The sequence below is a fragment of the Methyloceanibacter sp. genome (genome assembly GCF_041573655.1).
Taxonomy (GTDB): Bacteria; Pseudomonadota; Alphaproteobacteria; order Rhizobiales; family Methyloligellaceae; genus Methyloceanibacter.
Genome location: NZ_JBFFQD010000032.1, coordinates 1 through 22,151 on the forward strand (window position 1 = coordinate 1; position 22,151 = coordinate 22,151).

The 22,151-nt window shown below is 61.3% G+C and carries 18 protein-coding genes, 1 tRNA gene and 1 pseudogene; 10 read left to right on the top strand and 10 right to left on the bottom strand.

Annotation, left to right across the window (positions count from 1 at the left end):
• A partial coding sequence (locus ABY454_RS08615; RefSeq protein WP_372929860.1) for a PAS domain-containing protein occupies nt 1-442 on the bottom strand: 442 nt, incomplete at its 3' end.
• A 184-nt stretch (nt 443-626) separates the two neighbouring features.
• Here ABY454_RS08615 and ABY454_RS08620 point away from each other — a divergent pair.
• Nucleotides 627-4,124: an adenylate/guanylate cyclase domain-containing protein gene (locus ABY454_RS08620; protein WP_372929861.1), complete on the top strand. Its 3,498-nt coding sequence runs from the start codon at nt 627-629 to the stop codon at nt 4,122-4,124.
• Nucleotides 4,125-4,204: 80 nt separating this feature from the next.
• Here ABY454_RS08620 and ABY454_RS08625 read toward each other — a convergent pair whose 3' ends face one another.
• The 4 genes from ABY454_RS08625 to ABY454_RS08640 form a co-directional block, all read right to left on the bottom strand.
• Nucleotides 4,205-4,489, bottom strand: a complete 285-nt coding sequence (locus ABY454_RS08625; protein WP_372929863.1) for an integrase core domain-containing protein — start codon at nt 4,487-4,489, stop codon at nt 4,205-4,207.
• Between the two features lie 96 nt (nt 4,490-4,585).
• A complete protein-coding gene (locus tag ABY454_RS08630; protein WP_372929865.1) occupies nt 4,586-5,206 on the bottom strand; it encodes a hypothetical protein in 621 nt (206 codons plus the stop codon).
• A gap of 135 nt (nt 5,207-5,341) precedes the next feature.
• Nucleotides 5,342-5,737 carry a hypothetical protein gene (locus ABY454_RS08635; RefSeq protein WP_372929867.1) on the bottom strand — a complete coding sequence of 132 codons (396 nt, stop codon included), beginning with the start codon at nt 5,735-5,737 and terminating at the stop codon, nt 5,342-5,344.
• A gap of 122 nt (nt 5,738-5,859) precedes the next feature.
• Nucleotides 5,860-6,357, bottom strand: a complete 498-nt coding sequence (locus ABY454_RS08640; protein ID WP_372929869.1) for a hypothetical protein — start codon at nt 6,355-6,357, stop codon at nt 5,860-5,862.
• Between the two features lie 884 nt (nt 6,358-7,241).
• Between ABY454_RS08640 and ABY454_RS08645 the strand changes: the two are divergent.
• A pseudogene (locus tag ABY454_RS08645) lies at nt 7,242-7,583 on the top strand (tyrosine-type recombinase/integrase); the annotation flags it as partial.
• Between the two features lie 22 nt (nt 7,584-7,605).
• Here the strand turns inward: ABY454_RS08645 and ABY454_RS08650 are convergent.
• A tRNA-Ile gene (locus ABY454_RS08650) sits at nt 7,606-7,682 on the bottom strand.
• 128 nt (nt 7,683-7,810) lie between these two features.
• On the opposite strand from ABY454_RS08650, the gene ABY454_RS08655 reads away from it, so the two are divergent.
• Both ABY454_RS08655 and ABY454_RS08660 read left to right on the top strand, forming a co-directional pair.
• On the top strand, nt 7,811-8,548 hold the full coding sequence (locus ABY454_RS08655; protein ID WP_372929871.1) for an SIMPL domain-containing protein: 738 nt from the start codon (nt 7,811-7,813) through the stop codon (nt 8,546-8,548).
• Between the two features lie 65 nt (nt 8,549-8,613).
• Nucleotides 8,614-10,683, top strand: coding sequence for a protein-L-isoaspartate(D-aspartate) O-methyltransferase (locus ABY454_RS08660; RefSeq protein WP_372929873.1), 2,070 nt, complete (start codon nt 8,614-8,616; stop codon nt 10,681-10,683).
• A 19-nt stretch (nt 10,684-10,702) separates the two neighbouring features.
• Here ABY454_RS08660 and panD read toward each other — a convergent pair whose 3' ends face one another.
• The 3 genes from panD to ABY454_RS08675 form a co-directional block, all read right to left on the bottom strand.
• Nucleotides 10,703-11,059: an aspartate 1-decarboxylase gene (gene panD, locus ABY454_RS08665; protein WP_372929875.1), complete on the bottom strand. Its 357-nt coding sequence runs from the start codon at nt 11,057-11,059 to the stop codon at nt 10,703-10,705.
• 425 nt (nt 11,060-11,484) lie between these two features.
• Entirely contained in the window at nt 11,485-12,762 is a 1,278-nt protein-coding gene (locus tag ABY454_RS08670) for an adenylate/guanylate cyclase domain-containing protein (protein WP_372929876.1), read from the bottom strand.
• A 138-nt stretch (nt 12,763-12,900) separates the two neighbouring features.
• Nucleotides 12,901-13,599, bottom strand: coding sequence for a zinc metallopeptidase (locus tag ABY454_RS08675; RefSeq protein WP_372929877.1), 699 nt, complete (start codon nt 13,597-13,599; stop codon nt 12,901-12,903).
• A gap of 187 nt (nt 13,600-13,786) precedes the next feature.
• On the opposite strand from ABY454_RS08675, the gene ABY454_RS08680 reads away from it, so the two are divergent.
• The 6 genes from ABY454_RS08680 to ABY454_RS08705 all read left to right on the top strand — a co-directional run bounded on the left by ABY454_RS08680 (nt 13,787) and on the right by ABY454_RS08705 (nt 19,538).
• On the top strand, nt 13,787-14,011 hold the full coding sequence (locus ABY454_RS08680; RefSeq protein ID WP_372929879.1) for a hypothetical protein: 225 nt from the start codon (nt 13,787-13,789) through the stop codon (nt 14,009-14,011).
• A 338-nt stretch (nt 14,012-14,349) separates the two neighbouring features.
• Nucleotides 14,350-16,038: an alpha/beta hydrolase gene (locus ABY454_RS08685; protein ID WP_372929881.1), complete on the top strand. Its 1,689-nt coding sequence runs from the start codon at nt 14,350-14,352 to the stop codon at nt 16,036-16,038.
• Between the two features lie 196 nt (nt 16,039-16,234).
• The gene (locus ABY454_RS08690) at nt 16,235-16,510 is read left to right on the top strand and encodes a hypothetical protein (protein WP_372929882.1); all 276 of its coding nucleotides are present in this window, start codon (nt 16,235-16,237) and stop codon (nt 16,508-16,510) included.
• 419 nt (nt 16,511-16,929) lie between these two features.
• Nucleotides 16,930-17,739, top strand: coding sequence for an alpha/beta hydrolase (locus ABY454_RS08695; RefSeq protein WP_372929883.1), 810 nt, complete (start codon nt 16,930-16,932; stop codon nt 17,737-17,739).
• A 107-nt stretch (nt 17,740-17,846) separates the two neighbouring features.
• On the top strand, nt 17,847-18,011 hold the full coding sequence (locus ABY454_RS08700) for a hypothetical protein (RefSeq protein ID WP_372929884.1): 165 nt from the start codon (nt 17,847-17,849) through the stop codon (nt 18,009-18,011).
• Nucleotides 18,012-18,038: 27 nt separating this feature from the next.
• Nucleotides 18,039-19,538, top strand: a complete 1,500-nt coding sequence (locus ABY454_RS08705) for a carboxypeptidase M32 (protein WP_372929886.1) — start codon at nt 18,039-18,041, stop codon at nt 19,536-19,538.
• A 71-nt stretch (nt 19,539-19,609) separates the two neighbouring features.
• Here ABY454_RS08705 and rpoD read toward each other — a convergent pair whose 3' ends face one another.
• Nucleotides 19,610-21,643, bottom strand: a complete 2,034-nt coding sequence (gene rpoD / locus ABY454_RS08710; RefSeq protein WP_372929888.1) for an RNA polymerase sigma factor RpoD — start codon at nt 21,641-21,643, stop codon at nt 19,610-19,612.
• Nucleotides 21,644-22,151: the final 508 nt, after the last annotated feature.

Genomic DNA, 22,151 nt, shown 5'->3' on the forward strand with positions numbered 1-22,151 from the left:
CGTCACTCTTGCGGAAGCGGTATTCAGTTGTATGTTGGCCCGCCTCGAATAGCTTGGCCTGCTCAGCCTCCACCGCATCAATGTCCTTGGGATGGACACGGGTGCGCCAGAAGTCGGCATTCTTGAGATACTCGTCCGGGCGGTAGCCAAGCAGCTGCTTGATGTTTTCACTGACGAACGTAGGTGAAAATGCGCCACTTGCCCTGAAGTTGTAGATGACGGCGGGCAAGGCACTAAGCAGCTGCGCTAGCCGCTCCTTTGCGTTAGCCTGCGCCTCACCGAGCCGATGGTCCTCGCCTTCTCCCTCGCTGTGTGCCGCCGCTTTCAGAGCGTGTTCGATGATATCTGCCACAGCCTGCGGATCGGCGTTGCCGGGTGCGGCGCGGAACTTCTCTGTTACGGCAACCGCAACCCCCTTGGCGTATTGTCTGAGGTTCGTCATGCACTTAGTTACCTGAACAATAAGATGGCGCTAATACGTTAACTCTATAGCATTGTTCTGGCGCTTAGAGGCAGCAGAATGAATTCGGAAGCCTTAGCTACTGTTAAAATACGGACAGAAAAGTGGTAGATAGGCTAAGATCGTATTAGTGTTGGGATTGGTCTTGGAGCAGCATGCAGGATCAATGGGCGAGCGAACAATGGGCTTCCTTGAACAACTAACGCTGGCGACGGCGCTGCTCCATCGCGAGAAGCGCATTTCTTGCCGTATGCTCGTCCGGCTCTTCGAACTGGATGATGAAAGCCTAGAAGACTTAAAGTTTGAACTTGTGCACGCAAAACGGTGTGCGGTGGAGGATGAAGATGGGGTTCTGATCTGGGCTGAGCAGATCGAGATCACCGTTCACGAGCGCCTTCCCATATCCGATGCAGATGGATTGCGCGCGCTTCCACAAGCGATCGAACATCCGGCGCCGGGTGCACTGCCAGCCGAGACCACGTCAGCTGAGGGTGAGCGTCGGCAGTTGACCATAATGTTTTGCGATCTCGTCGGATCGACGGAGCTGTCGACGCGATTAGACCCGGAAGATCTCGGGGTGATCATACGCGAATTCCAGGAGTCCTGCGCCAAAGTCATCGCTCAGTTCGACGGCTACATCGCCAAGTATATGGGAGACGGTATCCTCGTCTATTTTGGCTATCCCAAGGCCCACGAGAATGAGGCTGAGCGGGCTGTATTATCCGGTCTCGGCATTATAGAAGCGTTGGCCGACCTCGAGCCGGAGTGCGCGAGTGACCTTAAGCTGGCTGTGCGGGTTGGCATCGCCACGGGCCTCGTCGTAGTGGGCGAACCTATTGGGGAAGGATCCGCGGAAGAGCTTACGGTAGTTGGTGAAACGCCAAACATTGCTGCACGCTTGCAGGCTATGGCAGAGCCGAACACAATAGTAATTGGCGCCGCGACACACGAGCTTGTTGAAACGACGTTCAGATGTGAGGACCTCGGCGCACTTGAACTCAAAGGCGTAGCCGAGCCGATGCGTTCATGGCGTGTGATCGGAGTTACAGAAGCCGAAGACGCGGTGGATGAGAGCGTTGCCACAGACGGCACCGAGCTGTTCGGTCGCGACGAAGAGATCGGCCTGCTCGAGCGCCGCTGGGGGCAGAGCAAGGACGGCCACGGTCAGGCAGTGCTAATAAGCGGCCAGGCCGGCATCGGAAAAACCGCCTTGGCCGAAACGTTGGGTGCCGAGATTAAGAAAGAAGGGCTTTCCCGGGCCACTTTCCGCTTTTCTCCATACTACACCAATAGCGCGCTCTATCCGGTGATTGAGCACATAAAGCTGATCTCTCACTGGGAAGCCAGCGATTCCCCGTATACGTATCTAGCCAAGCTCGAGAAGATGCTCGCGAATTATGACTGGGACACCAAGGAAGTCGTGCCGCTCTTTGCCGCGCTGATGTCGCTGGAGCCACCCGCGGGGCGCTATCCGCCGCTGAACCTAACGCCCCAAGAGCAAAAGCAACGCACCCTGGACTCACTGGTTACCTGGACACTCGAGGAAGCCGCGCGACGGCCGATATTCCAATTGTGGGATGATCTTCACTGGGCGGACCCGACCACGCTGGAGCTGCTTGGTCTGCTCATAAACGAGGCTGCCACCGCTTCTCTACTCATGGTGATGACATTCCGCCAGGAGTTTACTCCGCCGTGGCCGACTCGTTCCCACATGACCCCGATCACACTAAGCCGTCTTGAAGGTCCAGACGTCGAGGCGATGATTACTCGCCTCGCGAGCGGCAAGGCACTCCCTGCTGAAGTAGTTCGGCACGTCGTTGATAAGAGCGATGGAGTACCTCTGTACGCCGAGGAGATAACCAAGGCGATCCTGGGATCCGGCTTGCTGCAGGAAGAGACCAATCGCTACGATCTCACGGGTCCGCTTTCGTCAGTCGCGATCCCGGCAACCCTGCAGGAGTCCCTCGCGGCCCGGCTTGACCGGCTGCCGAAGCTGCGCGAAGTGGCCCAACTCGGCGCCGTGCTTGGGCGCGAATTCGACTACGACATGCTCAGGGCCATTGCGCCGATGGACGAGGCCCGCTTGCAGGATGGGTTAAGCCAGCTCGTGGAAGCCGAGCTCCTCTATCAGCGGGGGCGCCCACCACGAGCAAAGTACATCTTCAAGCACGCCCTCATACAGGACACAGCTTATGAGTCGATTCTCAAGCGAACCCGAGAGCAATGTCACCGGCAGGTGGCCGACATTCTGGAAACACGGTTTCCAGATGCAGTGAAAAACCAGCCGGAGTTATTGGCTCACCACCACACCGAGGCGAATTCCCCCCAGGCTGCGGTCGAGTACTGGCTAATAGCCGGCCAACAGGCCGTCAATCGTTTTGCGGATCGGGAGGCGGTAGGCCACCTTGAGAAAGGTCTGGGCGTGCTACTAACTCTCCCGGACACGCCCGAACGGGCCCGACTAGAGCTGACCTTGCAGACCAGTCTCGGACCTGCCTTGATGGCAACAAAGGGGTACGCGGCTCCAGCTGTAGGCAAAGCATATCTCCGAGCCCGAGAGCTCTGCCAAGAACTCAAGGATATAACGCATCTTTTCCCAGTCCTCTGGGGTCTGTGGATGTACCACATGGTGCGGGCCGAGCATGAGGCCGCAAGCGATCTGACAAAACAGATTCTCAGCGTGGCGCAAACCACTGGCGATCCGGACCTTGCCCTCGAGGCTGACTTTGCAGCTGGACTAAGCACATTTTATTGCGGTGACCTGCTCTCTGCACGCGAGCATCTCGAAAAAGCCATCAACGCCTATGATCCGGAGCAACACAAAGGGCTGGGTTCAACATATGGTGGCCTAGATCCCTGCGTGTGTTGCTTAGAGTATTTAGCTTGGACGCTATGGTTGCTCGGCTATCCTGATCAAGCTTTGAAGAGAGCCGACGAAGCGCAGCCTCTCTCGAAGGAGGTGGCCAACCTATATACGCAAGCCCGTTCGCTCTATTGGGACAGCCTCGTGCGTCAATTTACAGGTCAGTGGGAAGTGCTGCGCGAACGGATCCAGGTTGCCATCAAAATGGCAACGGAACACGGATTTGCCCTCGTGCTTGGCGTGGGGCCGATCATGCGTGGTTGGGCTTTAGTGAACGAGGGACACGCTGAAGAGGGCATCAAGGATATAAGTCAGGGGCTCGAACGCTACCGGACGACAGGCGCAGGGTTTCAACTGCCGCATCTGCTGACGTCGCTCATTGAGGCCCACAAGAAACTTGAGCAGCCAGACGAAGGGCTCACCGTACTGGCCGAAGCCCAGTCCCTCGTGGAGAAAACTGGGGAGCATTACTACGAGGCGGAGCTGCAGCGGCTCAATGGAGAGTTACTGCTCCTTCAATCCCCCGGCGATCCGGCTGAAGCGGAGGCCTGTTTCCAAAACGCGCTTGAGATCGCTCGTCGCCAGCACGCGAAGTCATTGGAACTGCGCACGGCAATGAGCCTTGCTCGACTGTGGCAGCGCCAGGGTAAGGTAGGTGACGCCCGCCAGCTGCTGAGCGACGTGCTCGCCTGGTTCACTGAAGGATTCGAGACTGCAGATCTAAAGGATGCCCAAGCTCTTCTCAACGAGCTTGGCGAAACGAAAAAGGTCGGGACGAACGGAATGCAAGCGGCAGAATGAGTGCCCTTCCAGCCACTGTATTTCTCAGCTGAGCCAAAGCTGCAAGATCTCATCAACGGCAAGCTGTTTGTACCGAAAACCTAAATTCGGACGTAGTGGCGACGAAGTCCGCCAAGGACCGCGTGTGAACTAATAGCTTCGGTCCGCTGAACGGAGCGAGAGATGGGCGCATCTTTGTCCAGCGACCAGTGTGTTCTGATATTGTTGTAATGGCGAGTATAGGCTCGCAGGATTCGGCGCAGATGCGCCTCGCCCAAGATGATGAAATGGTCGACACACTCGCGCCGGATAGAGCCGATCAGCCGTTCGGCAAAGCCATTCTGCCAAGGCGAGGCTGGTGCAGTAGGCCTGTCCCGGATGCTCATGGCGCGCAAGCAGCGTGTGAAAACGGTGCCGTAGATCTGATCCCGATCCCGGATGAGATATTGCGGGGCATCATCCCAAGGAAATGCCTCCGTTATTTAACGCGCAATCCATTCTGCTGTCGGGTTTGTCGTAACGTTGATCCAGACGAGATCTCTGCGGTCTAGCCGAACGATGACGAAGGCATAGAGCAGGTCAATGCCAACGGTCGGAGCAATGAACAAGTCCATGGCGGCAATGTCCGGCGCGTGATTACGCAGACGGGTGCGCCATCCCTGGCTTGGTGGTCCGCGTCGCTTGACCATGTACTTGGAGACGCTCGATTGCGCGACCTCAAACCCGAGCTTGAGCAGTTTGCCGTGGATGCGCGGCGCTCCCCAAAGCGGGTTCTCAATGCTCATCCGCCGGATCAACGCACGGAGGTCAGATTCGATCTGCGGCCGCCCTCCCCGTGAGCGCGACTTCCAACGCCAGTAGCAGCGAAAGCCCGCCCGATGCCAACGCACAAGCGTCTCGGGCTGGATGATCGTCAGGACCTGCAGAGTGGATGGAAACCATCGATACAGCGGGACAAAGAACCAGCGATCACTGTTGGTGAGCCGAACCCGGCCGCGCAATTTACGCCGCAAAACAATCAACTGATGTCGGAGTGCCGCATTCTCTGCTTCAAGCCGACTCTTCGACTTGAATGGCGAGGCCAACAGCCAAGGAGAAAGCACGGCAGTGCATACATTGTGCACTGACGTTAGGTGATTCCTTCAGTCGATCAAATGCGGATGAGGTTTTCGGTACATACAGGCGCTTGAAGGAGCTCGGTCTCATCCGATGATGCTAATCGGCGACGAAACGCAGATCTAGGCGCGCTCTTCGCCGTTGGGCTTTTCGGATACTATGATCAGCATCAACATTAGGAGTCCCGCGAAGAGCCCGGCCAATGATCCGACTATAATAGAAGATTTGAGGTCAGTCTCACTGGCGACCCCCACTGCCGCCGCGCCAGCAATAATAGAGGCGACGACGGAGTAGATGATCACGCGCACAGGAATCGCATGCTCAATGGCAAGGGCGGAGTAGATGACAGCAAGCTGAGGAATTTTAAGGTTCCGAGCGGCGGAAGCGATAACCGTGGCCAAAAGCCCCGCTGTGATTCCCAAGTATAGATCACCGACCGAGCCGCCGAGCAACAGGCCGGTAAACGCACCGACCACAGCGCAAAGAACCAACACAATCAGAAAATTTTTGACACTCATGCCTTCCCCACTTTGCTCCCAAGGGCCCTACACGGCCCTCGCTCTTAGTCTTCTTGCTAAAGTTAGCCTTTAAAGGATGCGATCCGTGCCTCCCGCTCCTCCGGGAGATCGATAGCGACTAACTAAGCGAATGTTCCTAGGGATTTTGCGATATCCTCGAGAGTGGCTTTTTCAGCATCACTCACTTTCTTGCCCCCGAAACCGAGAAGGGCACCCTCCGAGCAGGCCTCTGCCACCTTTTGGCTAATGCCGAGCAGGAAGATCTTAAAGCCAGCTGCTTCAGCCGGCGCCTTTTCATCAAGGATTGCGGACGTCTCCCGCAGACTTTCAAGCGATCTATGGACGATCTCAGTCGGCTTGGCGCCGGTCACGTGCTTGCGCATTGCCTCCTGAACGGTGGACTGTCCTTCGCTCGTTTCAAGATCAACTAGGACTGCCTTGATAAGCTCGCTGGAATCCACAGCCTTCGCTGAGGCTAGAGCCGACCTGGTCGCTAAAGCCTCTTTAAGCGTGCCCCACAAACCGCTTGGATCCGCAGCCGAAATCGCTATGCCTGCCAGCATTGTGCTTTCCAAGATCTCGGACCACTCCGCTGGTGTGAAGCTCTGTTTGTTTGCCATGGCCGACTCCTCGCGCTCGGCTGAAGCGCTCTGGTTTAAGATCTAGATTCTTATCAAACGAAAGTTGCCTTCTAAGGCTTAGTCATCACCACAAAACCCCAACTTGTCAGCATCACGCCCCCATAACGAAAATAGACAAACAACGCAAAAAGCACCGAGAACACGATCGCAGTTGTCAACGCGTTGACGAAGCGATTCTCGAAATTGATTGTGTTCCCAACCAAGTCGGAGACGAACACGAATATCGACCCCATAAAAACCAACCCGAACCAAGCGTATTCTGGTGGTAATAGCATATTGTTGTTCCAACCTAGATGGTTATTAAGGCTAGCGCCAACCACATGGCGTCTATCTCTCGGCGTCGCCCCCCTCAGCGTTGTCGGCTGCTTTCTGATCGAGCTGGTCCAGAGAGAAATCCCTGACCAAATTACCAGCCCAATCAGATGACCGCCTCAAGGAGCTGGACGCATCATTGCAAATCCCCATTCCATCAACAACACGGTCCCGTATCGCAAATAGATAGTTAACGAAAATACACCCGCGAACACTATCGCTGTTACTAAAGCGTTCGTGACGCGACTTTGGAAACTAACTAGATTACCGATCAAATCGGATATGAACACCGCGAAAGCGGCAATAATAACCAGTTCGAGCCAAGCGAACTCCGCCGGAAATGCCATCGTAGCGCCCCCCCTCCCCCGCTCTTAAACTTCATAACGGTCTCAAAAGACAAGGTTTGATAAAGTAGCACGGTGCCGTGTTTGCTCCAATGGGAAGGTTCGGCGACACCCCTGTCTAGCCCCCTTGGGCTGTACCACCGTTCGGCGGTTTCTCTAATAACGTCTCGGGCACAGGTGGGCTCATTCCGAGGGCTTGGTGCGGAACCATGCGGCGATCTGACATTCATCGTTGGCGAGAATGGCCGGCCGCTTACAAAGGAGAGCTTCGGCAATCTATTCAGGGACGCTTGCAAGGCCGCTGGCGTTCCGGGATCGGCGCACGGCGTCCGAAAGCTGGCTGCAACGTGCATGGCGGACAATGGTGGGACAGAAGCACAACTAATGGCGGTGTTCGGCTGGACCGACCCGAAGATGGCCGCTCACTACACGCGTACCGCAAACAGGAAGCGGCTGGCCGCCGAAAGCATCAACAAACCGAACGCCGGGGGAACATCTATTCCCTCACCTAGCCATCCGGCGAGGGCGAAAGGCGTAAAACGCCAATGAATACAATGCCAAAATTTTGGATTGGTGGGCCCGGGAGGGCTCGAACCTCCAACCAGACGGTTATGAGCCGCCGGCTCTAACCAATTGAGCTACGGGCCCCCAGTGCGCATCCGACGAAATCTGTTGTCTTTTCGGGATGATACACGCCTCTCACAATTCCGCCTCATAGCAGATTCCTCATAACGCCAACACCGCTCCTGCCACCTCTCACCTGGAAATGCCAAACGATGCCCCTTCCCGACGCGCCCCTCGCCTCGTGCCTGAAGCTGATCGTCCCGGCCATCGCGCTTCTGGCCTCGGCTCTCTCCTTCGTAACGTCCCCGGCACAGGCCGAGGAGTCGGACAAGCGGACCGTGTCGCTCTCCGCTACCGGCGCGGTGAAGACCACGCCAGACAAGGTGGACATCACCACCGGCGTCACCTCGGAGGGCCAAACAGCCCGGGATGCTCTGACCAAGAACACCGAGGCGATGACCAAAGTGGTGGACGGGCTGAAGGCCGCCGGCATCAAGGCGAAGGACATCCAGACCACGAATTTCTCCGTCTCGCCAATCTACGAGAAGAAGAAGCAGGGCTACGCCGCCTTCATCACGGGCTATCGCGTCAGCAACCAGGTGCACATCACGGTGCATGACACCAAGAAGCTCGGCAAGATTCTGGACGCCGTGGTCAGCCTCGGCGCCAACAAGATCAATTCCATCAATTTCGGCGTATCGGAGCCGGAGCCGCTAAAGGACGAGGCCCGCAAGCAAGCGGTGAAGAATGCGATCGCCAATGCCAAGCTCTACGCGGAAGCAGCGGGCGTGGAGCTCGGGCCCGTCTTGACCATCACCGAAGAGAGCGGCGTGGTCTCACCGCGCTTCGCAGCGGCCGCGGCTCCCATGGCGGAGGCCAGAGCGGTGCCCATCGAGGCCGGCACGACGACCATTCAGGTGCGGGTGCGGATGACTTGGGAACTACGCTAGCGGGGCCTTGCCCGGCTGATCGAGATCAAGGCACCCCCTCGCCCCGGCTGCTAGGGATTGCACCTATGACGGCAGCAGATGCGAAACATCCCGAGGAGAACGACCGCCTCGCGCGCGATCGAGCTTTCATGGTCGCGCGTCATCTTGGGGCGCGCGGTATTACCGATCCCCAAGTGCTTCGGGCCATGGGCGAGGTCCCACGCGAGGCTTTCGTGTCGGAGCCTTTGGCCGAGTTCGCCTACGAAGACGCGCCGCTCCCGATCGAGGCCGGGCAGACTATCTCCCAGCCTTATATCGTTGCCCGCATGGTCGAGCTGGCCGAACTGAGGCCCGGCGATAATGTGCTCGAGGTCGGCGCCGGGTCCGGCTATGCGGCGGCGGTGATGGGGCGCATTGCCGATAAGGTCTATGCCATCGAGCGGCACGAGGAGCTTGCGAGACTGGCCCAAGCCCGCGAAGCGAAGCTCGGCTATGACAACGTGGAGATCATCTGCGCCGACGGCACCAAGGGCTGGACGGAGGCGGCCCCGTTCGACGCCATCATGGTCTCCGCCGGCGGGCCGAAAATCCCCGAGACATTGAAGCAGCAACTCGCCGTCGGCGGGCGCCTGGTGATCCCTGTCGGCCGCGACATACACCAGACATTAATGCTGGTGCGGCGCACCGGCGAGGACACGTTCGAACAAGAAGACCATGGCGCGGTGACCTTCGTGCCGCTGATCGGCGAGGAAGGCTGGGGCGCACCGGAGACGGCGAAGGCGCCGACCAAGATCGACTCGGCCACGACGGGCTACGCGAACGGCCTGCTCATCCCCTCCCAGCACGCCAAGGTCGTCCGCACAAATCTGAGCCATGTCATCGCCGACGCGGCCGAGCCTTTCGGCGATCTCGACGAGCTTGCCACTCTCGCCGAGCGCTTCGCCAACCGCCGTGTCGTCCTGCTCGGCGAGGCGACACACGGTACGGCAGAGTTCTATGATGCGCGCGCGCGCATCACCGAGATGCTGGTCCGGAAGCACGGGTTCAACGTCGTGGCGGTGGAGGCAGATTGGCCCGATGCCACCGTTTACGACGCGCTCGTGCGCGGCCTGCCCCGGCCCGCGGTGCCGACCGAGGCGTTTTCGCGCTTTCCCGCCTGGATGTGGCGGAACGGGCAGGTGCGCGACTTCCTCGCGCGCCTCGAAGCGATCAACGAGACCATTGCCGATCCGGACAAGCGCGCCGGCTTCTACGGCCTCGACGTCTACAGCATGGCGTCGTCCATCGAAGCGGTACTCAACTACCTGGATGGGGTCGACCCGGACGCCGCACGGATCGCGCGCGAACGGTACGGCTGCCTCGCCCCCTTCCGGACCGAACCCGCCCGCTATGGCCACATGGCGATGTCGCGCGGCTTTGCGGTCTGCGAAACACCCGTAACGAAAGCGCTGGTCGATCTGTTGAAGAACCGGCTCGACTATCTTGCAAAAGACGGCGATGCTTTCTTCGATGCGGAGCAGAATGCGCGCATCGTGATGGCAGCCGAGCTGTATTACCGCATCATGTATTACGGCGGCGCGAGGTCATGGAACCTGCGCGACGAGCACATGTTCGACACGCTGGAACGGGTGCTGGCCCATCGCGGTTCCGATTCCAAAGCCGTGGTCTGGGCGCACAACTCTCATATCGGCAATGCGATGTTCACCGAGATGGGCCAAGTGCGCGGCGAACACAATATCGGCCAGCTCGCCCGCGCGCGGTTTGCCGACCAATGCGCGCTGATCGGCTTCGGCACTGATCGGGGCACCGTCGCCGCGGCATCCAATTGGGATGAGCCGATGGAGGTCAAACGCGTTCGCCCCGCCCGCGACGATTCCTATGAAGGCCGCTCGCGCGAGGCGGGCATCGATGCTTTCTTCCTGGAGACGGGCACCGGACAGAAAGACAGCGTGCGCGAGGCGCTGGCCGAGCCGCTTCTCGAGAGGGCCATCGGCGTGATCTATCGTCCGGAGACGGAGCTACTGTCTCACTACTTCCAGGCGGAACTGTCGCGGCAGTTCGATGCATGGGTCTGGTTCACGGAAACGAACGCGGTGGATGCGCGGCCGCAGGCCCATCCCCATGGGCCCGACGAGACCTATCCGTTCGGACTGTAGTGATTGGTCGTGCGGGACCTTACGGCGTCGCCACGACTTCGTTCCCCTCGCCCAGCACGACGACATTCGGGTGGTAGTTGCGCGCCTCTTCGGCCGGGATCTGGCAATAGGCGACGATGATCACCTTGTCGCCCTTTTGCACCAGGCGCGCCGCGGCGCCATTCACGGCGATGGCGGCAGAGCCGCGCGGCGCCTCGATGGCATAGGTGGTGAAGCGCGCGCCGGTGTTGATGTTCAGCACATCCACCTGCTCATGGGGCAGGATGCCGGACTCGTCCAAAAGGTCGCGGTCGATGCCGATCGACCCCTCATAGTGCATGTCCGCGCCGGTCACCGTGGCCCGGTGCAGCTTCGCTTTCAGCATTGTTAGGAACACGTAATCCGCCCCTGGTTACCCAGCCGGCCCGGAAAAGGGCCGTTTCTCACTCTTGGATATAGGGCAAGCACCCGGTTGTCGCAATGCAACATTCCCGCGCAGTCCCCTATGACCCCCCGCCTGGCGATGCGGGCCAATGTGCTGACCTCTCGATTTTTAGGAAAATTGCGCGGGTTCCACCCACCAAAATCTTCAGCCGGGTCTGTCATAGGTCACCGCTAGAAGAGTTCGGGGCTGCGGAAGCCACCGGACCGAACCTGTCGCAGGGAGGCACACTCATGACCAATCAGGGATCCCGCTTCGGCGGGGCCGTGATCTCGTATACGCCGAGCCGTATGCCGGAAATCGTCTCGTTCGCCCTCACCGCCGTTCTGTTCGGAAGCGTTTCTTGCTCACGTTCGGCGAGGCCCTCGTCTAGTCACCGTCTAACCAGCGGCCTTGGCGGGCTCACCAGCGTGCAACGCCCAGAGCCGCTTCGCGGTGGGTACGCCGCGCAGATCGTGCGGACCGAGATCGTGCAGGCGGAAGCCGAGCCCCGTGGAGGTGCGCGTCACCACGTCGTCCGTCGCCACGATGGGTTGGCCGAGCAGCTTCGACATGTCTTGCGTGCGCGCGACCTCGTTCACCGTGCGGCCGATGACGCCGAACTTCAGGCGCTCGCGCGTACCGGCATTGCCGAACACCACGTCGCCGAAATGCACCCCAACCCCGAAGGCAATCTCCGCCGCGCGCGGGCAGGCCTTCGTCTTCGCCGCCGCGAGACGATCTTGCGCGGACGCCGCCGCGCGCAAAGCGGCCGTGCAAGCTACCTCCTCGTCGCCCGCCTCGGCGGGGAAGAACGCCAGGATGGCATCGCCCACAATGTCGAGCACCTGGCCGCCCTCTTCCATGACGGCGCCGGCGGCGCAATCGAAATACACATTCAGCAGGTCGAGAAACGCTTCCACGGGGAGCTGATCGGCCAGCCCCGTTGAATTGCGCAAGTCCGAATACCACAGCGCCGCGGTCAGCCGTTCGCCGTCGCCGCGCTTGATGGTGCCCGACAGGATGCGCTCGCCGACCAGCGGCCCGTGAAACGCATTCAGCGCATTCTTGGTGATCTGATCCTTGATGACGACGCGCAAGGCCAAGGACAGCGGCGCTAGGATCTGCTGCATGACGTTGATGTCGCGCTCCGAGAATCCGGACGGCGTCTTGGTCGACCAGGAGAGCGCCAGCCCGTCCGTGGTGTCCACGGTCATTGGCTTTTCCCCGAACGACACCACGCGCGCGAAGTAGCCGGTGAAGCCTTCCCCGCGCAGGCGCTGCAGCAGCGGGAACTTGTCGACCAATTCGTCGCGATTGAGCTGCAAGGGCAGCTCCTCCACGCCTTGCGTGATCATCCAGTAGAACGGGCTCAGCGTGAACTCAGGGTTGCCCTCATTGAGCGCCTGAAAATATTCGACGTCGACGCCGCTATCCTTGGTCCAGGTGATGGACATGCCGTCGAACAGCGGATGCAGGATGCGGAAGCCGACCATCATGCGCTCCAAGGGCACGCCGGCCGCCACCAGCCGCCCCATGACCGTCTCCACGAGATCGCCCACGGGCCGGTCGGTCAGGCCCGAAGCGATGATCGCATCGGCGATTTCGCCGGAGACGCAGGCCTCGTCGAGTGCGATCGCGCCCGAGGCGTCGTCGGTGGGTATTGCGGTATCGGTCATGATCTGGGCTCCTTAAGCCCACTCTATCACCCTCGCCTATGGCGGGATCGGGGCGTGGCCTCTCACGTCTTCGTCATCTTCTTTGCGCTACCGCGCTTCTTCTATGCGCTACCGCGCTTCGCGCTACTTGAGCGCGTTTTAGCGCGCCGACGCGCTGCGGCCGCGGCCGATCAGCATGAACACGTAGAACAGCCAGACGCCGATGGCCGAGACCGCCGCCGCCACATAGGTCCAGGCCGCCGCGTCCAGCACCTTGTCGACGCCCTCCAGCTCCTTCTTGCCGATAATGCCGTGGCTCATGAGCAGCTCCTTGGCGCGGGCGGAGGCGTTGAACTCCACGGGCAAGGTCAACAGCGCGAAGACGAAGGAGGCGCCGAACAGGATGACGCCAATCCAGGTCAGCACGTCCCATTGCAGCATCAGCCCACCGACAAAGGCCCAAGGCGCGGCTTGCGAGGCGAGCTGCACCACCGGCACGATGTAGGTGCGCAGCTCCATGGGGAAATAGTCCCGCGCATCCTGGAGCGCGTGGCCCGTCTCATGGGCGGCGATGCCGGCGGCGGCGACGGACGGCGTGTAATAGACCTCCTGGCTGAGGCGCAAGACCTTGGCGCGCGGGTCGTAGTGATCGGACAGCACGCCTTCGGTGGTCTCCACCTTGACGTCCTGCAGTCCCTTCGCATCCAAAAGCCGCCGCGCCACTTCCGCGCCCGTGATGCCGTCCCGCGTCGGCACTTGCGAATATTTGGTGACGTTCGCCTTGATGCGGGCTTGCGCATAAAGCCCGAGCGCCAGGCCCGGCCCGACCAGCAGCCAAAACAGCGGATCTTCAAACATCGTTGCTCCGATCCTTCCGCGCGTCCAACATTGCTGGCCAGTCTAGCACGCCATCCCAAGTCGGCATGCGGTCCAACTTGAGCGCATTTGAGCGGGATCAAGGCGAGCGCACGCCGATCGGCGTGATAATCTGGCGTCAAGGCCCGCGCCGCTTTCGACGCGCGGGCACCAATAACGGGAGGATCGTATGCGCTATAGATCGATCGTCTTCGCCAGTCTCGCCCTCGCTAGCGCCCTTGTGCTCACCGCGCTCGCCCCGCAACCGGGCAGCGCCGCCAATATGAGCCCGGCGCAGCTGGACCAGATCCAGTCCACAAGGATCGTGACGCCGGCCCATTGCCGCGCGGTGCGCCATTGCCACCGGCGCTGCTACCGCGGCCGCTGCACGCGCTATTGCCACCGCTGCGGTTAGGAGCGGAGAGTCACCCATTGACTCCCACCACAGCCCTCCCCCTTTCAGGGAGAGGGAGCAGTCACGCATGTTCGTCGCCGGCCCCGGGGTTTTGTTTGCGCGACCGGCCTCTTCTGTTTGCCCTACCGGCCTTGGACCTAGTTGAGGGCGACCCTACTTGAGCAGACGGTCTGCAGCTCGCGCCCTCATGAACGAGGGATGGGCGGATTATGGGGGTGTGGCGAGGTCCGGGGATAAGTTTTTGGCTCGGCGCCAGAAGCCGACTTGGTCGCCCGGCGCGTCAGTCAATCGCTTCTGGGCTCTTGCCATAGTTGTCCAGCTTCGAAAAACTCCAAAGCATGATCGAAAGGATAGGCTCTACCAAAGAAACTCAGGCGCCCCCTTGGTGGCTGCCGTCCTTGACCGGGGTTTTTCTCGGTCTGCTGTTTTTCGTCCTTACCTTCACTCCTTCTTTGGTTCCACGGCCGCCGATTTTTCAGGGCCTACTCGGCGGCTTGGCCTTCTTCATTGGCTATGCCATCGGGTACGGCTGCGTGACATTGTGGCGCTATCTCGAGCTACCGGAAGTGCCGCGGTCATGGTGGCGGGCAGCGAACATCGCTCTGGCAGTGGCCTGCGCGATTGCTGCCGCCATCTATATTCCGCAAGCCGCCGCGTGGCAGGACGAAGTCCGCGCCCGTTTGAATATGCCGCCGACGGAAACCGCAAACCTCCTGCAAGTGATCTTTGTCGCGGCCATCTTTGCGCTGCTTCTGATGCTTCTCGCGCGCTTGTTGATCGGGGGGACCCGAGCTACGTCATCCCTCGTCTATCGTTGGATGCCGAGGAGGATCGCTGCGCTGCTCGGTGCCGTGATCTTCGCGGTGCTCCTGGTGACGTTGGTGAATGGCACGCTGGTTAGCGCCATCATAGGCGCAATTGACCGCGCTCAAGCGCTGGTGGATGTCACCAATCCGCCGGGTGCATCAGTACCAAGGGAGGCCACGAGATCAGGTGGTCCCGGATCTCAAATCGCGTGGCAGGATCTCGGTCGAGCCGGCAAGCGGTTCGTTACAGAAGGACCGAGGAAGGCAGATATCGAGGAATTCAGCCGTCGCGCAGCACTTGAGCCGATCCGCGTCTATGCAGGGCTCCGCTCGGCGGATTCGCCCGAGGAGCAGGCTGAGTTGGCCCTCGCCGATCTAATCCAAATGGGCGCTTTCTCCCGGTCATTGTTGGTCATCGTGACGCCCACAGGCACGGGGTGGGTCGACAATAATGGCATCGCGCCACTGGAATACATGCATGACGGAGATGTCGCGACAGTCGCCGTTCAGTACTCCTATCTCCAAAGCCCCCTGTCGTTGATCCTTGAGCCCGGACGCTCGCAGGCGTCTGCAGCCGCCGTGTTCAGGGCCATTTACAACTATTGGAGCAAACTTCCGGAGGCCAACCGCCCGAAACTCTATCTGTTTGGTCTCAGCCTCGGTTCGCTCGGATCGGAAGCCTCGCTACCTGTACATGCCTGGCTGGGGGATGGGTTCGATGGGGCGGTCTGGGCGGGCCCACCCTTTCGCAACCCGATCTGGCGCACGATCCAGCGTGATCGCGACGAAGACTCGCCCGCGTGGCGGCCAATCTTCGAGGGCGGCTCGAACTTTCGCGTGATTGGTCACGGCGACGGCGCCGCGCAAAACGAGGCCGACTGGGGCCGCGTGCGCGTCGTGTATGTTGTCTATCCAAGCGACGCGATTGTCTTCTTCGAAGAAGGAATGTTTTACCGACAGCCCCAATGGATGAGTTCTCCGCGGGCCGACGACGTGTCGCCGCTACTGCAGTGGTTCCCAATTGTCACCGCGTTGCAGGTCGGGATCGATATGATGTTTGCTGCGGTCGTGCCGCCAGGACGTGGTCACAACTACGCGGTGGCTGACTACATCGAGGCATGGTCTGCAGTCACCGCGCCCCCGAACTGGGACGATGCGGACGCACGCCGCCTTGGCGCCGAGATCGAGACGGAAGCCGCCAAGCACAGCGATTCCTGGTAAAGCGCGCCCGCCCAAAGCGTTACCGGCTAACCTTAACCCCGGCTCCTGCTGGGTGATCAGGCGTTGCGACTAGCATCGCATTGTGTCGCCTCAGCGGTGACACGCCCTTGATCACAAGGTCCCCCATCAGAAGCCCCAACGTTTCCCCCCAAGTTGGGGCTTCTCCTTGAAGGCGGCGGGCCGAAAGGAGCTAATGATGAAACGATCTTTGGCAATTGCCGCTTGCACCTTCGTTCTCGCCCTGGCGATGTTCGCACCGTCCAAGGCGTCCGCCGGAGGCTATTGGGCCGGCTATGGCTACGGCTGCTGCTGTGTCACCTATTGCTACGGCGCGGTCCGCGGCGGCTACGCCTATCCGCGTTACGGCTCTCGGCGCTACGGCTATGGCCACCGCTACTCGCGCTATGGATATCCGCGCGCACGCGGTTACGCGCGCCGTCAGCTGCGCCGCGAGGCTATCCGCGACTGGTAAGCGCTTTTTAGGGTGACTAGAGCAGGCTTCGTCACCCCCGGGCTTGTCCCGGGGGTCCAATTGGGCGTTTCCTGCTCTCATGCGCCAGTTCTTCGTATACATCCTGGCCAACCATCGCCATGGCACGCTTTTATCAGGGGCGGTCACCACCGCGCGCGCATTGTACACTCCAGGGGTTGGAAGGGCCGCCTGGGGCAGGCACTGCGAGCATCACGCACCGCCTAAAGACTGGTTCGGGGGCCTCAGAATGACCGGGGACTAAAGGCTGGCTTGATTAGCCAGGAAGGACCGCAGCTTCCGCGAGCGGCTCGGGTGCTTGAGCTTACGCACCGCATTGGCCTCGATCTGGCGGATGCGCTCGCCTATCTGTCTTAAGCCTTGATATCTTACCCGGTGTGAAGAAAGACCAGCAGAAACACATGGAAATCATTGCGTGGCTCATCGCGGTCTACGTGGCGTTTTGCCTGTTGGCGCTCTTCGGCCATCGCTGGTTCATGTATTTCCCCGATGCGACCCGCGTTGCGCCGGCGGCGGCTGGCTTGGACGGCATCGAGGAGGTGGAGATTGCGGCCGAAGACGGTACGACGCTGGTTGCCTGGTATGCGCCGGCGAAGGACGGCAAGCCGACGCTCCTTTATTTCCATGGCAATGGTGCCAACGCCGCCAATCGCACGCCCCGGATCAGAACGATCCAAGACGACGGGTTTGGTGTTTTCTACCTGAACAACCGCGGCTATGGCGGCTCGGGCGGGACGCCCACAGAAGAGCACAATGTCGCCGATGCGCGCGCGGCGTACGATCATCTGATAGGCCTCGGGGCGCCGGCAGACAGTATCGTCCTTTACGGCGAGTCGCTGGGTTCAGGTCAGGCGGTGCGTCTGGCGGCCGAAAAGCCGGTCGCCGCGGTCGTGCTCGAAGCACCGCTCACCTCGACGATCGACGTGGCGCGGCCCATCTATTTCTGGCTGCCGCTCGGCTTACTGATTACCGACCAATATAACGTCGAGCGCGCTATTGGCTCGGTCACGGTCCCGCTTCTGATCCTCCACGGCGCGCAGGATGCGGTGATCCCGGTGGACTTGGGCCAACGGGTCTATCGTGCCGCCAACGAGCCCAAGCACATCGAAGTATTCCCCCAAGGCGGTCATCTCGACTTTTTCGACCACGGCGCATGGGAGAAGACACGAGCATTTCTAGCACCGTGGGGACATGGCTCAACTCAGCAGTAGCGCGCGCCTATCCTCCCTCTTGGCTCTTGTGCGACATTGCCGGGACGCCTCTCAGGCAGATGCGCGCAAAAAAGCCAAGAACCCCAAGACCCAAGGACTTGAGACCCATGGACGTCGCCCAAAACATCGCCATCTTGATCGTTGCAGCTACCGCATTCTGGGCCTTTCTGGCGCTCAGGAAGCGTATCGAGTTCCTCGAGCACGAAGTGCGCTGGCTCAGGAGCGAGCTGAACGATATCAAGCTGGTCGATACGGATAGCGAGCGCGGCTGAGCGCGCACCTCCCACAACAGGACGTAAATGGCCGTGTCGCCTTACGAACACCTCGAGACGCGCTTCGCGGAGCTTCACCAGATCTCCCATGCGCAAGCCATGCTCTATTGGGACGAGGCGGTGATGATGCCGCGCGGCGGGGGGCCTGCCCGCGGCGAGGCGTTGGCCGCGCTCGCGAGCCTCGCGCACCGGACGCTGACCGCGCCTCAAGTCGGCGGCCTGCTGGATGAAGCGGAAGGCCGTTCCGCCCAGCTCGACGCATGGCAGCGTGCGAATCTGCGCGCCATGCGGCGCATGCATACGCGCACCGTGGCGCTGCCTGAGGCGCTGGTGCACGCCATGCAGATTGCCGCGACCCGTTGCGAGCAGATCTGGCGGGTGGCGCGGGCCGAGAACGACTGGACCGCGGTCGTGAGTCCCCTTTCGGAGGTGTTGCGGCTGGCGCGCGAGGAAGCCGCGGCGCTGGGCGACACGCTCAAGCTTTCGCCGTACGACGCGCTGCTCGACATGTACGAGGAGGGCACGCGCGAAGCCGACGTGGCGCGCCTGTTCGACGAACTGAAAGGCTTTCTCCCCGGCATGATCGACCGCGTTCTCGGCCAGCAGCCCGAGCCCTTGCCGCTGCCGGGTCCGTTCCCGGACGCCCATCAACGCAAGCTCGGCGAAGAGATGATGCGCGCGCTTCAGTTCGACTTCGAACGCGGGCGGCTCGACGTCAGCCATCACCCGTTTTGCGGCGGCGTGCCCGACGATACGCGCATCACCACCCGCTACAGCGAAGACGATTTCCTGGAATCTCTCATGGCGGTGCTGCACGAGACCGGGCACGCGCTCTACCAGCAGGGCCTGCCGGCCGAGTGGCGCCGGCAACCGGTCGGCGACTGCCTTGGGGCCGCGGTGCATGAGAGCCAGTCTCTGTTCGTGGAGATGCAGGTGTCGCGCGGGCGCGCCTTCATGGGCTTCGCGGGCCCGCATATCCGCCAGCATCTCGGCGGGCGCCAGGGCGACGCGGCATGGTCCGCGGATAATCTCCATGCGCGCGCGATCCGGGTCGCCTGCGGGCTTATCCGCGTCGACGCCGACGAGCTCACCTATCCCTTGCACATCATCCTGCGCTTCGAGCTGGAGCGGGCGCTTGTGGCCGGCGCGCTCGCCGTGGCCGACATTCCGGACGCCTGGAACGCGCGCATGACGCGTTCTCTCGGGCAGTCGACGGAGGGCAATTTCAAGGACGGCTGCATGCAGGACGTGCACTGGTTTTCCGGGCTGTTCGGCTACTTTCCCACCTATACGCTGGGCGCCTTGATGGCGGCGCAATGGTTCGCCGCCGCGGGCAAAGCCCTCCCGGGTCTGGAGGCGCAGATCGAAGCGGGCGAGTTCGGGCCGCTGGTGGGGTGGCTGCGCCGGGAGATCCACGGGCGCGGGCAGCTCAAGACCGCGCGGGAGCTGCTGACCGAGGTGACGGGCGAGCCGTTGGACCCGCGCCATTTCAAGGCCCATCTGGAGCGCCGTTATCTCGGCAGGTGACGCCTTAGGCGCAAGACATCGCCCGTGGTCCCACTTCGAGACGCCGGCTTTCGGCTGGCTCTCCGTGAAGCTTAGTTATCCAGAAAACTCCGCAGCTTCCGCGAGCGGCTCGGGTGCTTCAGCTTGCGCAGCGCCTTGGCCTCGATCTGGCGGATGCGTTCGCGGGTGACCGAGAACTGCTGGCCGACCTCTTCGAGCGTGTGGTCGGTGTTCATGCCGATGCCGAAGCGCATGCGCAGCACGCGCTCTTCGCGCGGCGTGAGTGAGGCCAGCACACGGGTCGTGGTCTCGCGCAAGTTCGACTGGATCGCGGCGTCGATGGGCAGCACCGCGTTCTTGTCCTCGATGAAATCGCCGAGATAGCTATCCTCTTCGTCGCCGATGGGCGTCTCGAGGCTGATGGGCTCCTTGGCGATCTTGAGGACCTTGCGCACCTTCTCCAGCGGCATTGCCAGCTTCTCGGCGAGCTCTTCGGGCGTCGGCTCGCGGCCGATCTCATGCAACATCTGGCGCGAGGTGCGCACGATCTTGTTGATGGTCTCGATCATGTGCACGGGGATGCGGATGGTACGCGCCTGGTCGGCGATCGAGCGGGTGATCGCCTGGCGGATCCACCAGGTGGCGTAGGTGGAGAACTTGTAGCCGCGGCGGTATTCGAACTTATCGACCGCCTTCATCAGGCCGATATTGCCTTCCTGGATGAGGTCGAGGAATTGCAGGCCGCGATTGGTGTATTTCTTGGCGATGGAGATCACCAGGCGCAGGTTCGCCTCGACCATCTCCTTCTTGGCCTGGCGCGCCTCGCGCTCGCCCTTCTGCACGATGGAGACGATGCGGCGGAACTCGGCGATCTGCAGGCCCGTCTCGGCGGCGAGCTGGTGAATGCCGGAGCGGAGCTCTTTGACCTGGCCGCGCTCGTCCTTGATGAAATCGGCCCAGCCCTTTTTCTTGAGGCGGCCAACTCTACGAAGCCAGTTCGGGTCGAGCTCGTTGCCCTGATATTCGCCGAGGAAGTCCTCGCGCTTGACGCCATAGCCTTCGGCCAGGCGCAGCAGGCGCCCCTCGGAGCCGAGCAGCTTGCGGTTGATGTGGTAGAGCGTCTCGACCAGGCTCTCGATACGGTTGTTATTGAGCTGGAGCGATTTGACTTCCGTGACGATGTCGTCCTTGAGGCCCCTGTAGCGGCGCTCCTGGCCGGAGGAGAGGCTGTCGTTCTTCAGCGCCTTCTCCACTTGCTGGTCCTGCAGGCGGCGGAGCTTCTTGTAGTTGGTGGCGACGAGGTCGAAGGTCTCCAGGACTTGCGGCTTCAGCTCGGCCTCCATGGCGGCGAGCGAAAGCGCGTTCTCCATGTCGTCGTCGTCATCCTCTTCTTCGCGCCCTTCGGACTCCTCTTCGCCGTCCTTGCCGCCCTCTTTGGCGTTGTCGTTGGCCGCGCCGTCCTTCGTCGCGCCGTCTTTGGCCTCGCCGTCCTTGCCCTCTTCGGGCTCCTCGCCCGGCAACGGCTGGGAGGGGACCTGCTTGGCGTCGGGACCCTGATAGGTGGCTTCGAGGTCGATGATGTCGCGGAGCAAAATCTTGCCTTCGTTCAGCTCGTCACGCCAGATGATGATGGCCTGGAAGGTCAGCGGGCTTTCGCAGAGGCCTGCAATCATCGCCTCGCGGCCGGCCTCGATGCGCTTGGCGATGGCGATCTCGCCTTCGCGGGAGAGCAGCTCCACGGTGCCCATCTCGCGCAGATACATGCGCACAGGATCGTCCGTGCGCTCGGCGGGTTCGCGCGTGGTGGTGGCCGGCTTAGCAACCGCCTGCGGCGCGACCACGGCCTTGCCTGCGGCGCCTTCGCCTTCGGCAGCCTCTTCAGCGTCGTCTGAATCGATCACGTTGATGCCCATATCGGAGAGCATGGACATGGTATCCTCGATTTGCTCGGAGGACACTTCTTCTGAGGGCAGAACCTCGTTCAGCTCGTCATAGGTGACAAAGCCCCGCTGCTTGGCGGTCTTGATCAGCTTCTTGACGGCCGCATCAGACATATCGAGGACAGGGCCGTCCTGGGACTGGGTCTCGGTCTCTTGTTCTTGGGCTTGAGCGGTCTTGGTTGCCATTCACGTCTCTCCGCGGGCGCGAGGCCCTTCGGGCGCGCCGGTCTGATGATGGAGACGGCAGATCCGTCTCAGCATGTCCCCTGGGCCCCTCGCGAGGCGGGCAGAACCCAGAAGCGATTAACGGGCACACCCTTAATCGTCAATTAAGCATGGCCTATAAGCTCGGCCCCGGCCGGGACTTTGGCCCCTCCGGACACGGCAAAAACCTTGGACGCGGGCGCATAAGCACGCATTTCCGCCATTTTGCGGGGTTCTGGCGCGGAGTGGCCCGCGCTCTAGGCATCACTTGGCGAGACGCGCGCGCCCTGTCAAGGGCCGCAAGGTCCGTGCCAGAAACGTTTTTTCGCCCCCCTGGTTCCTGGGGACACCCGCGCCAGGAGGCATCGTGCTGTCGTGTGGCTTGAATACCGGCTCATCCCGGTATCACGGCGGACCTCGCGGCTGGTGTCACCAATTGACGCGGAGGCCGGCTTTGCCGCCAAGCGGGTTGCGCCTTAACAGGGTCGGC